Source organism: Maricaulis sp., assembly GCF_017642925.1.
Taxonomy (GTDB): domain Bacteria; phylum Pseudomonadota; class Alphaproteobacteria; order Caulobacterales; family Maricaulaceae; genus Maricaulis.
In genome coordinates this window covers 73645-86103 of sequence record NZ_JAEPOL010000008.1, presented here as the reverse complement: position 1 = coordinate 86103, position 12459 = coordinate 73645, and the positions used below count along the sequence as shown (strand labels likewise).

General features: G+C 64.0%; 12 protein-coding genes and 1 tRNA gene. 2 read left to right on the top strand and 11 right to left on the bottom strand.

Features of this window, described 5'->3' with window-relative positions; translation table 11 throughout:
* Positions 1-113: 113 nt before the first annotated feature.
* Positions 114-188: transfer RNA gene (locus JJ918_RS08275), tRNA-Ala, on the top strand.
* A 131-nt stretch (positions 189-319) separates the two neighbouring features.
* On the top strand, positions 320-787 hold the full coding sequence (locus JJ918_RS08270; protein ID WP_291885713.1) for a DUF1203 domain-containing protein: 468 nt from the start codon (positions 320-322) through the stop codon (positions 785-787).
* Positions 788-790: 3 nt separating this feature from the next.
* Here JJ918_RS08270 and JJ918_RS08265 read toward each other — a convergent pair whose 3' ends face one another.
* The 11 genes from JJ918_RS08265 to JJ918_RS08215 are packed head-to-tail and all read right to left on the bottom strand — an operon-like array spanning position 791 to position 12452.
* Positions 791-2389 carry an AbgT family transporter gene (locus JJ918_RS08265; RefSeq protein ID WP_291885711.1) on the bottom strand — a complete coding sequence of 533 codons (1599 nt, stop codon included), beginning with the start codon at positions 2387-2389 and terminating at the stop codon, positions 791-793.
* A 44-nt stretch (positions 2390-2433) separates the two neighbouring features.
* Complete coding sequence (locus JJ918_RS08260; RefSeq protein WP_291885708.1) at positions 2434-2778, bottom strand: DUF1467 family protein; 345 nt, start codon at positions 2776-2778, stop codon at positions 2434-2436.
* On the bottom strand, positions 2778-3194 hold the full coding sequence (gene mce / locus JJ918_RS08255) for a methylmalonyl-CoA epimerase (RefSeq protein WP_291885705.1): 417 nt from the start codon (positions 3192-3194) through the stop codon (positions 2778-2780). The genes JJ918_RS08260 and mce overlap by 1 nt, the downstream gene beginning before the upstream one ends.
* A 1-nt stretch (position 3195) precedes the next feature.
* Positions 3196-4881 (bottom strand): ribonuclease J, encoded by a 1686-nt coding sequence (locus JJ918_RS08250; RefSeq protein WP_367277672.1) that lies wholly within the window; start codon positions 4879-4881, stop codon positions 3196-3198.
* Complete coding sequence (locus JJ918_RS08245; RefSeq protein WP_291885699.1) at positions 4862-5641, bottom strand: type III pantothenate kinase; 780 nt, start codon at positions 5639-5641, stop codon at positions 4862-4864. The genes JJ918_RS08250 and JJ918_RS08245 overlap by 20 nt, the downstream gene beginning before the upstream one ends.
* Positions 5642-5643: 2 nt before the next feature.
* The gene (locus JJ918_RS08240; protein ID WP_291885696.1) at positions 5644-6411 is read right to left on the bottom strand and encodes a biotin--[acetyl-CoA-carboxylase] ligase; all 768 of its coding nucleotides are present in this window, start codon (positions 6409-6411) and stop codon (positions 5644-5646) included.
* Between the two features lie 3 nt (positions 6412-6414).
* Positions 6415-7857, bottom strand: coding sequence for an NADH-quinone oxidoreductase subunit NuoN (gene nuoN / locus JJ918_RS08235; RefSeq protein WP_291885693.1), 1443 nt, complete (start codon positions 7855-7857; stop codon positions 6415-6417).
* A 12-nt stretch (positions 7858-7869) separates the two neighbouring features.
* Complete coding sequence (locus JJ918_RS08230) at positions 7870-9384, bottom strand: NADH-quinone oxidoreductase subunit M (RefSeq protein WP_291885691.1); 1515 nt, start codon at positions 9382-9384, stop codon at positions 7870-7872.
* Positions 9385-11523 (bottom strand): NADH-quinone oxidoreductase subunit L, encoded by a 2139-nt coding sequence (gene nuoL / locus JJ918_RS08225; RefSeq protein WP_291885688.1) that lies wholly within the window; start codon positions 11521-11523, stop codon positions 9385-9387. It lies immediately after the preceding gene.
* Between the two features lie 6 nt (positions 11524-11529).
* Positions 11530-11838, bottom strand: coding sequence for an NADH-quinone oxidoreductase subunit NuoK (nuoK, locus tag JJ918_RS08220; RefSeq protein WP_309297594.1), 309 nt, complete (start codon positions 11836-11838; stop codon positions 11530-11532).
* On the bottom strand, positions 11838-12452 hold the full coding sequence (locus JJ918_RS08215; RefSeq protein WP_367277679.1) for an NADH-quinone oxidoreductase subunit J: 615 nt from the start codon (positions 12450-12452) through the stop codon (positions 11838-11840). Before JJ918_RS08215 ends, nuoK begins: the two co-directional genes overlap by 1 nt.
* Positions 12453-12459: the final 7 nt, after the last annotated feature.

Sequence of the window (12459 nt, the reverse complement as noted above, 5' to 3'; positions counted from 1 at the left end):
TGCTTACGGCACCGAGCAAATGACGTCGACACCTTGCTATTTATCCGTGTAGTGTCTAACCTATCTACTGGTTTTTAAAGAGCACCAGCCATCGCACTATGTGCGATGCCTTGAGCGGCGCTAGCTCAGTTGGATAGAGCGCCCTTTTCGCAAAGGGGTTGTCGGGGGTTCGAGTCCCTCGCGCCCTTGTGCGGAATGCTTCAGGAAAGCGCGCAATTTCATTGTTGGGGCAGGTTTAAAACCCTGATCGCAAGGATCGGGTGGCGGTATATCGATTTTCGCGAAAGCCTGCTGGGAACCCCAACCTTGGAGCTCAGCTATGTCCTTTCGCATCACCGGCCTGTCGCCGGAACCCTTCCGCCCCCTGTTCGGTCTGCCGGACGCGGAACTCGCCGCCCGCGGCATTGTCCGCAAGACCGTCACCGCCAAGCCCGGCTTTCCCTGCCGCATCACGCTGGACGACGCCGAACCGGGCGAAAGCGTGCTGCTGCTCCATCATGAAAGCCACAGCGCCGACACGCCCTACCGCTCGGCCTATGCGATCTATGTGCGGGAGAATGCGGCCGAGGCGGCGCAGCTGACCGACGAGATCCCGCCCGTCATGCGGGGCCGCCCGCTGGCGCTGCGCCTGTTCGACAAGCATGGCATGCTGGCCGGCGCCGACCTGGTCCTGACCGGCGATCCCCGCGCGGCCATCGAGACCGCCCTCGCCCGCAGCGAGATCGCCTATATCGACGTCCACAATGCCGCGCACGGCTGTTTTGCCGCGCGGGTGGAGCGCGCCTGAGCCCTACTCGGCCTCGACCGGATAATAGGTGGGCGATCCCGGGCCGACCGGGAGTTCCAGGCCGAACGTCCACAGGAAGAAGAAACTGGACCACAGCAGGAGGAAGAAGATGCTGTAGGGCAGCATCATCGCGATCAGCGTGCCGACGCCCAGATTTTTGTCGTAGCGCGTTGCCCAGGCGAGGATGAGGCCGAAATAGCTCATCATCGGGGTGATGATATTGGTCGATGAATCGCCGATCCGGTAGGCCGCCTGGATCACTTCCGGAGCATAACCGATCAGCATCAGCATCGGCACGAAGATCGGCGCGGTGACGGCCCACTGCGCCGAGGCGGACCCCAGTGACAGATTGATCACCGCACACATCAGGATGAAGAGGAAGAAGACCAGCGGGCCGGTCATGCCGGTATCCTGCAGGAATTGTGCGCCGGTGACGGCCGTGATCGCGCCCAGATTGGTCCAGCCGAAGAAGGCCACGAACTGGGCGGCAAAGAAGACGAGGACGATGTAGAGGCCCAGGGCGCTGATCGCACCGGCCATGGCGTCGATCACGTCCCGGTCGGTCTTCATCGTGCCGGTGGCCCGGCCATAGGCATAGCCCGCCGCGATGAAGAAGATCAGGATCCACACCACGAAGCCGCGGAAGAAGGGTGACGCGATACGGTCGCCGGTATCCGGATTGCGCAGCACGCCCCATTCCGGTGCGAGGGTCAGCGCCATCAGCGCGAAGACGCCCAGAATGGCCAGGCCGGCCCAGAGCAGGCCCTTGCGTTCGCCCGGCTCCAGCGGCTGCATCATGTGCTTGTCGAGCACGGTCTCGTCGGCCCGGGACGGATCGTATTTCCCCAGCTTGGGCTCGACGATGAAGATGGTCACGAGCGAACCGATAGCCGTGATCACGAAGGTCGAGACGAACATGAAATACCAGTTCGCCGTCGCGACCACGACATAGTCGGGATCGATCAGCCGCGCCGCTTCCTGGGTGATGCCGGCAAGCAGCGGGTCGATCGTGCCGATGAGCAGATTGGCGCTGTAGCCGCCGGAGACACCGGCAAAGGCAGCCGCCATCCCGGCCAGCGGATGCCGGCCCAGAGCGTAGAAGATCGCGCCGGCCAGCGGGATCAGCACGACATAGCCCACCTCGGAGGCCGTGTTCGAGAGAATGCCGGCGAACACGACGGCCACCGTCACCACGTGACGCGGCGCCGACAGCACCATCGCCCGGACGGCAGCAGACAAGAGACCGGACTTCTCGGCCACACCGACCCCCAGCATGGCGACCAGCACCACGCCGAGCGGTGCGAAACCGGTGAAGTTTGTGACCAGGTTGGTCCATATCCGGCGAATGCCATCGCCGTCGAGCAGGCTGACAGCGCGGATCATGCCGTCCGCGGCGACACCGCGCGCACCGGCCGGACGCGGATCCTCGACCGCAACCCCGAGCCAGCCGAACACGCCGGACAGCAGCACGATGCCGACGGCCAGGAGCGCGAACAGGGTGACCGGGTGCGGCAGCAGATTTCCCAGCCATTCCACCCCGTCGAGAAACCGCGTGAAAACCCCGCGGCGCGGCGCGCCCCGTTCCGTCTGACCGTCACTCATGCGTTTCCCCTCACTGCCGGCCCGTCTCCCGAAAGCCGTCTGCTCTATCCCCAGCTGCCATCGGTAGGCATGTAGCGCGCCACCAGGCCGGATTCGTTGATGATGTAATAGATGATCCAGAGGCCGGAGGTGACGATGGTGCACCACCAGCCCTTCCTCAGCAGGTTGGGCGCCATCGGCGCGCCGGGCTCGGTTCCCGCCACGATGTCTCCGGCTTCTTCCTGCGACCGCACGCCGATCGGCAGCATCATGAAGAAAACCAGCCACCAGACGATCAGGAAAACGACCAGCCCGTTGACCACGCCCACGCCTTCATCCCGGATGAAGAAGCGCGACAGCCAGAGCGTCGCGGCAATCCCCGGCAGGACGTATTGAACCCAGCGCGGCATCAGGCCGGTTCCTGCATGAGTTCAATAAGTTGTCCGTGGGAGTTCTTCGGATGAATGAAGATCACGGGCACGCCATGAGCGCCGATATAGGGTTCGCCCGTTCCCAGAACGGTCGCGCCCTTTGCCACCATCGCATCGCGCGCAGCGACGATGTCGGGCACTTCGAAGCACAGATGGTGCTGGCCGCCCTTGGGATTGCGTTCGAGGAATTTGTGGACCGGGCTGTCATCGCCCAGCGGCTCGAGCAGTTCGATCTCGGAATTGGCCAGATGCACGAAGGCGACGCGAACCCCCAGATGCGGGAAGTCCTTCGTCTGCGTCGCCTCGTCCGCGCCGTAGAGCTCGGCATAGGTCGCCTTAGCCGCCTCGATATCCGGCACGGCCACGCCGACATGGTTCAGACGTCCGATCTTCATCTCAAACCTCCAGAATGATCACTTCGACCCAGGGTTTCTTGCCCCAGATCCGGTTGGCCTCGCGGCGCACGGCGCGGCGCACTTCCTCTTCCGCCGTTTCCACATCACGGCGATCGCGATTGGACAGACGGTCAAAGGCCCGCTCGGCCTCATCGGCCAGCGCATCGAGAAACTCTTCCAGTGAGAGCGACCGGTCCTCGGCGACACCCATGGCGCGCACATCGGGACCTGAGACCAGCTCGCCCTTCTTGCCATGTACCGCCATCGCAACCGTGACCTGGCCGGCATAGGCCAGCTTGCGGCGCTCGCGCATCGACAGGGCATTGGCATCGGTGACGAAATTGCCGTCCAGATGCAGCCGGCCCGCCGGCGCCTCGTCGACAATCGACGCCCCGCCATCAGCACGCAGTTCCACCATGTCGCCATTGCGCACGGTGACGGCGTGCGGCACCTGCAGCTGGCGGGCAAAGGCCGCGTGCTCGATCAGGTGACGGCGCTCGCCATGCACCGGGATCGCCACTTTCGGCTGAGCCCATTGATACATCTGGGCCAGCTCGTCGCGGCACGGATGGCCGGAGACGTGGATCGGACGGTTCTTCTCGGTGATGATCTCGACACCGCGCTCGGCGAGCCGGTTCTGCAGCTGGAAAATGCCGATATCGTTTCCGGGAATGACGCGGCTGGAGAAGATCACCGTATCGCCCGTACCCAGCGTGACATTGCGGTGATTGCCCTCGGCAATCCGCGACAGTGCCGCGCGCGGCTCACCCTGGGACCCGGTGCACAGATAGAGGATTTTCTCCGGCGGGAAGAAACCCGCCTCCTCTTCACCAACGAAATCCTGCACATGGCTCAGCAGACCGACCGACTTCGCCGCCGCCGTCATGCGGTGCATGGACCGGCCCACCAGGCAGACACGCCGGCCATTGGCCTCGGCGGCCTCGATCGCCGATTGCAGGCGCGCGACGTTGGAGGCGAAAGCGGCGATCGCGACCTTGCCGGTCGTGTTCTCGCCGACGACCTTGACCAGCTCGTCCTTCACGTCCGCTTCCGAACCGCTCTCGCCGGCCGAGAAGACGTTCGTGCTGTCGCAGACCATGGCCAGCACGCCCTCCTCGCCCAGCGCCGTCAGCGCCGATACGTCGGTCGTCTCGCCGATCAGCGGATCGGGGTCGATCTTCCAGTCGCCGGTGTGCAGCACCAGGCCGGCCGGCGTGCGGATCGCCAGACCGTTGGGTTCGGGAATGGAGTGGGTCAGCGTCACCAGCTGGATATCGAACGGGCCGAGATCGAACCGGCTGTCGAGCGATATCTCGTGCAGCTCGACTTCGTCCTCAAGGCCAAATTCCCGCAGGCGGTCGCGCACCAGCCAGGCGGTAAAGGGTGTTGCCCATATCGGGCACTTAAGACGGCGCCACAGGTGCGCTACGGCACCCATATGATCCTCGTGTGCATGCGTAAGCACCATGCCGATCAGATCGTCCCGCCGTTCTTCGATGAAGGCGGGATCGGGCATGATGATGTCGACCCCGGGGGTCGACAGGTCACCGAAAGTGACGCCGCAATCGACAATGATCCACTTCTGGTCGTCCTCCGGGCCGTAGCCATAGAGGTTGAGGTTCATCCCGATTTCGTCGGAACCGCCGAGCGGCAGAAAATACAAACTATCAGTCAAGGCTTCCGCCATTGAGTTTCCAGACTTCCATGAGGCCGCGAATGGTCAGATCGCCATCGTAATGGTCGATGGTGCGGGAGGCCCCTTCGAACAGGGACACCACGCCCCCGGTGGCGACAACCGTCATCGGCGCGCCCCATTCGGTCTTCAGACGGTTTACCAGACCGTCGATGAGATCGATATAGCCCCAGAACACGCCGGACTGCATTGCGGATACCGTATCCTTGCCCATCACGCGCTGCGGCTTGGCGATCGCGACCCGCGGCAGTTTCGCCGCCGCTGCGTGCAGGGCCTGCATGGACAGGTTGATGCCCGGCGCGATGATGCCGCCCTCGAAGGCTCCGTCGGCGCCGATCACGTCGAATGTCGTCGCCGTGCCGCTGTCGATGATGATCAGCGGGCCATGATAGACCGAGCGCGCGCCGAGTGCGTTGACCAGACGGTCGGCACCGGCATCCTGCGGACGGTCGAGACGCACCTCGATATCCATCAGCACGCCCGGCTCGCCCACAATCACCGGCTCGGTGCTGCAATACCGGCGCGACAGATTGCGCAGGTTGAACAGGGCCTGCGGCACCACGGTGGAGATCACACAGCCGGTGATATCGCTCAGCTTGAACCCCTGCAGCGACATCAGCTGCGACAGCCAGACGGCGTGCTCGTCGGCCGTGCGGGTCGAATCCGTGCCGGATCGCCATTGCGCGACCCAGGTCTTGCCGTCATGAACGGCGAACAGTGTATTGGTATTGCCGCAATCGATCGCGAGCAGCATGGCTAGTCTCTCCTCACCGCGGGCGCCGTCACCCCGGCGGGGAAGAAGACGTCACCAGCGGAGATATATCGCCGCCCGCCATCATCCAAGTCCAGCCGCAGCGATCCGTCAGGGCCCAGATCGGCAAACACGCCGCTCACGGTCTCGTTCTGCAGGCGCGCCTCACAGTGATCGCCCAGCCCGTGAGCCCGGGCTAGCCAACCATCGCGCAGCGGGCCGAACCCGTCCTGCAGCCAGCGGCGGCGCCAGCGTTCGAAAGCGTTCACGAGGGTGTCGAGGGCTTGTTCCCGGGACATCGCCCCGCCTGCGGCGGCCAGCGAGGTCGCCGGGCGTTCGCTGTCATCCGGCGCAGCGGCGAGATTGATTCCGATGCCCAGCGCCAGCCACAGACCGCCGCCGGGGGCCTGGCCCGACTCAAGCAGGATGCCGGACACCTTGCGCCGGTTCACAAGCACGTCATTGGGCCATTTCACACGCGTAGCGGCCGGATCGCGCAGCGCCGTGTCGCAGACTTCGGCCACAGCCAAGGCCGCGGCAAAGGAAAGCTCTGCCACCCGGCCGGGCTCGGCCTGGAAGACGTAGAGCCCCGTGGTGAAGAGATTGCCCTCGAGCCCGGTCCAGGCCCGGCCGCGACGGCCACGGCCGGCGAGCTGCCGGCGCGCGGCGATCCACAGCGGACCGCGCGCGCCGGCCAGAGCCCGCTCACGCGCATCCGCATTGGTCGATTGCGTCTCGTCGAGCCACTCGATCGCAGGCGAAGGGGCCGACAAGGTCTAGAGGACGGTCAGCCCGACGGACACGGCCCGGTAAACCACCCAGCCCACGACCGGCAGCAGGGCCACTGTGGCCAGGCCGGCCAGGCGCGTCACCCAGTAGATCGACAGGGCTGCCGGAACGAATTCCACCTCGCCCTCGTCGAACCAGACCGTCTTCACCACCCGCAGATAGTAGGCCGCGCCCACCACGGAGAAGAGAACGGCCAGGACCGCCAGGATCAGCAGGCCGGATTCGACGGCTGCGTAGATCAGGAAGAACTTGCCGAAGAAGCCGACCATGAAGGGCAGGCCGCCGATGGAGAACATCAGTGCGGTGATCGACCAGCCCAGGCCCGGATTGCGCTGGGCAACGCCGGCCAGATCGGAGATCTGTTCCACCATGCCCTCGCGGGTGCGCATCGACAGGATGGCGCCGAAGGAGCCGATCACCGAGATCATGTAGAGCACCATGTAGACCAGAAGCGCCCACATGCCGGTCTGGCTGGCGGCCGCAACAGCCACCAGGGCGTAGCCCATATTGGCAATCGAGGAATAAGCCATCAGGCGCTTGATATTGGTCTGGGTCAGCGCACCGAAGGCGCCGATGCCCATGGACAGCACGGCCAGGATCCAGATCACGTCGCGCCATTGTTCGACCATGCCGCCGAAGGGCTCGACCAGCACGCGGGCCAGAAGGATCATGGCAGCAAATTTGGGAGCCGTCGCAAAGAAGGCCGTCACCGGCGTCGGTGCACCTTCATAGACGTCCGGCGTCCACATGTGGAACGGCGCAGCGGAGACCTTGAAGGCCAGACCGCAGATCACGAAGACGAGGCCGAAGATGAGGCCGACCGTCGGACCGCTTTCCACGGCAATAGCGATCTCGTTGAAGCCCGTGGCACCGGCAAAGCCGTAGACCAGCGACGCGCCGTAGAGCAGCAGGCCGGACGACAGTGCGCCGAGCACGAAATACTTCAGGCCGGCTTCCGAGGCGCGCAGGCTGTCGCGGTTGAAGGCTGCCAGCACATAGAGCGCCAAGGATTGCAGCTCGATCGCCATATACATGGAGATCAGGTCGTTGGCCGACACCATCATCATCATGCCGGCAGCGGCAAGCGCGACCAGGATGGGATATTCCATCTTGCCGAGCTTTTCCGCCTGCAGGTACGGCATGGCGAGCAGCATGGCGATCGCGGCGACAATACCGATGGCCACTTTGGAGAAGCGGGCCAGGCTGTCGAAGATGAAGCCGCCGGAGAAGGCCGTCCCCTCGCCCGTCATGGCGAACAGGGCCGCCAGACCGGCAACGGCCAGCAGGCCGACCGTCAGCCACTGTACGAGGCGATTGGCGCCCTCGCCCTTCAGGAAAACGCCCAGCATGAGCAGCGCCATGGCGCCGCAGGCCAGGAGGATTTCCGGGATGAGGAGCGTCAGATCCTGGGAAAGCATGTCCGCAGTCATGGCGTGCCTCTCCTACTGGGCCGGTGCGGGCAGCGCCGCATTGTAATTGGTGATCAGATTGTCGACCGAGGCCGCCGTGATGTCGGTCACCACGGTCGAGGACACGCCGAGCCACAGCGTCATGATGATGAGCGGGATGAAGATCGCCCATTCCATGCGGTTGAGGTCGGTGATGGTCTCGAGTTTCGGATTGGTCATCTCGCCGAACACCACATCGCGATACATGGTCAGCATGTACATGGCCGACAGGATGACGCCGGCGGCGGCACCCGTGGCGATCCACCAGCTCACCTGGAAAGCACCCACCATCGTCATGATCTCGCCGATGAAGCCGGACGTGCCCGGCAGGCCGACATTGGCCATGGTGAACAGCGCGAAGATCGCGGCATAGGCCGGCATACGGTGCACAAGGCCGCCATAGAAGGCGATCTCGCGGGTGTGCATGCGGTCATAGATCACGCCGACACACAGGAAGAGCGCACCGGAGATCACACCGTGCGAGATCATCTGGAAGATCGCGCCCTGCACGCCCGTCTCGTTCATGGCGAACAGGCCCATCGTCACGAAACCCATGTGGGCGACGGAGGAATAGGCGATCAGCTTCTTGATGTCGGTCTGACGGAAGGCCACCAGCGAGGTGTAGATGATCGCGATGATCGACAGCGCGAAGACCAGCGGCGCGAAATAGTCGGACGCTTCCGGGAACATCGGGATGGAGAAGCGCAGGAAGCCGTAGCCGCCCAGCTTCAGCAGCACACCGGCCAGGATGACCGAGCCCGCCGTCGGGGCCTGCACGTGAGCGTCCGGCAGCCAGGTGTGCACCGGCCACATCGGCATCTTCACCGCAAAGGAGGCAAAGAAAGCCAGCCACATCCACATCTGGGCATTGCGGGCAAACTCATAGTCCAGCAGCGCCGTGATGTCGGTCGTTCCCGATTGCAGGAACATATAGACCATCGCGACCAGCATCAGCACCGAGCCAAGCAGGGTGTAAAGGAAGAATTTGAAGGCCGCATAGACCCGGTTCTGTCCGCCCCACACGCCGATGATGATGAACATCGGGATCAGGCCACCTTCGAAGAAGATGTAGAACACCACCAGATCGAGCGCACAGAACACGCCGATCACCAGGGTTTCCAGCAGCAGGAAGGCGATCATGTAGTCGGCGACGCGCTTCTCGATCGCGCCGGACGCCATGATACACAGCGGCATCAGACCGGCGGTCAGCAGCACGAAGAGCACGGAAATACCGTCCACGCCGAGCCGGTAGCCCATGCCGATCTCGGCCAGCCACTCGATCTCGTGCACGAACTGGAAGCCCGCCGTTTCACGGTCGAAATTGGCCACCAGGATGATGGACAGAACCAGCGTCACCATGGTCGCCACCCAGGCCACCAGGCGCGAATTCCGGTCGATCAGGGCCTGATCCTCGGGCCGCGCCGTGAAGCGGAAGAGCGCGATGACCAGCGCGCCGATGGCCGGGACGAAGGTCAGGATCGAAAGAAAGGCTTCGAACTCGCCAAACATCTATTGGCCTCCTGCGCCGAACTGGGCCCAGAGCAGAAGCCCCAGCACGCCGATCAGCATGACGAATGCGTAGTGATAGAGATAACCGGACTGGGCCTTGGCGAGGCGCTTGGCCGCCGCCAGGGTCGAACCGGCCACACCGTTCGGGCCGAAGCCGTCAATGATGCGGACATCGCCGACTTTCCAGAACAGGTCGCCCAGCCCCTTCGCGCCGCGCACGAAGACGAAGTGGTAGATCTCGTCCACATACCACTTGTTATAGAGGAAGCTGTGCAGCGGACCGCCGCGGGCGGCGATGCGGGCACCCATGCCCTCATTGATCAGGTAGAACCAGATCGCGCCCAGGAAACCGATCAGCGTTGCAAAGAACGGCGAGAGCAGCACCCATACCGGCGGGTGGTGACCGCCGCCATGATCGCCCTCGGCCGCATGCTCGTCCGCCGCGACGGCGTGATCGTCAGCAGCGACAACTGCGTGGTCGTCGGCAGCCGGTTCGGCATGGCTGTCCGTGGCCACGGCGTGCGTGTCTTCGCCAGAATCGTCCGCCGCGCCGTGATCCTCGCCGGCAGCCGCCGGGCCATGGGCCGCGGCCGGCAGGGCCTCGCCCCAGAAGTGGCCGGAATTGTCACCGATGAAGCTCGACTTGTAGAGCCCGCCGGCCAGCACGGCACCGACGGCCAGAACGACCAGCGGCAGCGCCATCGGCCATTTCGGGTCGTGGGCGTGATCGTAGACGTCCTTGGGACCGCGATAGGTGCCGTGGAAGGTCATGAAGATCAGGCGCCAGGAGTAGAAGCTCGTCAGCAGCGCCGCGATCGTGCCGATCCAGAAGGCCGGAATACCGAAGAGCACGCCTTCGCGGCCCGCCATGAAGGCGCCCTCGATGATGGCATCCTTCGAGAAGAAGCCGGCAAAGCCGAGATCCGGCAGGAAGAGACCGAGCGCGCCGAAGGAGAAACCGACACCGGTCAGCGCCAGCGTACCGATGATCATCATCAGCCAGGTCATCGGCATCATGCGGAACAGCCCGCCCATCTTGCGCATGTCCTGCTCGTCATGGACGCCGTGGATCACCGCGCCGGAGCCGAGGAAGAGGAGCGCCTTGAAAAAGGCGTGCGTGAACAGGTGGAACATGGCCGCGCCGTAAAGGCCCAGGCCCGCAGCGAAGAACATGTAGCCCAGCTGCGAACAGGTCGAATAGGCGACGACGCGCTTGATATCGTTCTGCGCCATGCCGACCGTGGCCGCGAACAGCGCCGTCACGGCACCGATCACGGTGACAATGGCCGAGGCGTTCGGCGCCATCTCGTAGATCGGGAAGGCCCGGCAGACGAGGAAGACACCCGCCGTCACCATGGTCGCGGCGTGGATCAGGGCGGAAACCGGCGTCGGGCCTTCCATCGCGTCCGGCAGCCAGACGTGCAGGAAGAACTGTGCCGACTTGCCCATCGCGCCGATGAACAGGAGGAAGGCAATCAGCTCGATCGCGTTGAAGGACATGCCCGCGAAGGACAGGACCGCATCCGCCTGGTCGCCGACCTGGGCGAAGACATCGTCAAACGCCACCGAGCCGAAGACGAGGAAGATCGCCATGATGCCCAGGGCAAAGCCGAAATCGCCGACACGGTTGGTCACGAAAGCCTTGATGGCCGCATCATTGGCCGACTTCTTCTTGTACCAGAAGCCGATCAGCAGGTAGGAGGCCAGCCCCACGCCTTCCCAGCCGAAGAAGAGCTGCAGGAAGTTGTCGGCGGTCACCAGGGCGAGCATCGCGAAGGTAAAGAGCGACAGGTAGGAGAAGAAGCGTGCGCGATGCGGATCGTGGGACATGTAGCCCCAGGAATAGATGTGCACCAGCGAGGAGACCGAGTTCACCACGACCAGCATGACGGCCGACAGGCTGTCCAGCTTGATCGCCCAGGAGACGTCGAAATCGCCGACGCTCATCCAGGTCGCGAGATGGATCGTGGTCGTGTTGCCGCCCACCGTCACGTCGAAGAAGACGATCCAGGACAGGATGGCCGACAGCAGGACCGCACCGGTGGTGACGATCTGCGCGGCGCGGTGGCCGACATAATTGCCGAAGAGACCGGCAAAGGCCGAGGCGAGGAGCGGCCCGAAGACGATAATAGGTGCCATGATCCCCTAGCCCTTCATCAGGTTGACGCCCTCAACCGAGATATCGCCCCGGTTGCGGAAGAAGACGACGAGAATGGCCAGGCCCACAGCGGCTTCCGCCGCGGCCACGGTCAGAACGAACAGCGCGAACACCTGCCCGGCCAGATCGCCCAGGAAGGACGAGAAGGCGACGAGGTTGATGTTCACCGACAAGAGGATCAGCTCGATCGACATCAAGAGGATGATGACGTTCTTGCGGTTCACGAAAATGCCGAACACACCGATGGTGAAGAGCACCGCGGCGACGGCGAGGTAATGCCCCAGCCCGATCTCCATCATTCTCCAATCCCCTGTCCCGGCTTGATATCCAGCATTTCAACGGCGGTCTTGCGGTCGCGGCCGACCTGGGCGGTCACGCTCTGGCGCTTGACGCCTTCCTTGTGACGCAGCGTCAGCACGATGGCGCCGATCATGGCGACCAGCAGCACCAGGCCCGCAATCTGGAAGAAGTAGACATACTGGTCGTAGATCACGGTGCCGAGCGCCTCGACATTGGTCATGCCCTCCGGCATGGCCGCCGCGCGCAGGGCCTCGGCCTGCGGCGCGCTCTGCCAGCTCATCCCGATCATCGCCAGCTCGATCGCCAGCACGATGGCGATCAGCCCGCCCAGCGGCAGATAGCTCAGAAAGCCCTGCTTCAGCTCGGCGAAGTCGACGTCCAGCATCATGACGACGAAGAGGAAGAGCACCGCGACCGCGCCGACATAGACGACGATCAGCAGCATCGCCAGGAATTCGGCGCCCAGCAGCACGAACAGACCCGCGGCCGAGATGAAGGCCAGGATCAGGAACAGCACGGACCTGACCGGGTTGCGGGCGATGACGACCATCAGGGCCGACAGGATCGCCACTCCGGAAAAGGCCCAGAAGGCCAGTGATGCGAGCATGATGCCCTCT

Excerpts from the sequence above, each read along its gene's own strand:
- JJ918_RS08270 (WP_291885713.1), top strand. The coding sequence starts at position 320 with ATGTCCTTTCGCATCACCGGCCTGTCGCCGGAACCCTTCCGCCCCCTG.
- JJ918_RS08265 (WP_291885711.1), bottom strand. The coding sequence starts at position 2,389 with ATGAGTGACGGTCAGACGGAACGGGGCGCGCCGCGCCGCGGGGTTTTC.
- JJ918_RS08260 (WP_291885708.1), bottom strand. The coding sequence starts at position 2,778 with ATGCCGCGCTGGGTTCAATACGTCCTGCCGGGGATTGCCGCGACGCTC.
- mce (WP_291885705.1), bottom strand. The coding sequence starts at position 3,194 with ATGAAGATCGGACGTCTGAACCATGTCGGCGTGGCCGTGCCGGATATC.
- JJ918_RS08250 (WP_367277672.1), bottom strand. The coding sequence starts at position 4,881 with ATGGCGGAAGCCTTGACTGATAGTTTGTATTTTCTGCCGCTCGGCGGT.
- JJ918_RS08245 (WP_291885699.1), bottom strand. The coding sequence starts at position 5,641 with ATGCTGCTCGCGATCGATTGCGGCAATACCAATACACTGTTCGCCGTT.
- nuoN (WP_291885693.1), bottom strand. The coding sequence starts at position 7,857 with ATGACTGCGGACATGCTTTCCCAGGATCTGACGCTCCTCATCCCGGAA.
- JJ918_RS08230 (WP_291885691.1), bottom strand. The coding sequence starts at position 9,384 with ATGTTTGGCGAGTTCGAAGCCTTTCTTTCGATCCTGACCTTCGTCCCG.
- nuoL (WP_291885688.1), bottom strand. The coding sequence starts at position 11,523 with ATGGCACCTATTATCGTCTTCGGGCCGCTCCTCGCCTCGGCCTTTGCC.
- nuoK (WP_309297594.1), bottom strand. The coding sequence starts at position 11,838 with ATGGAGATCGGGCTGGGGCATTACCTCGCCGTCGCCGCGGTGCTCTTC.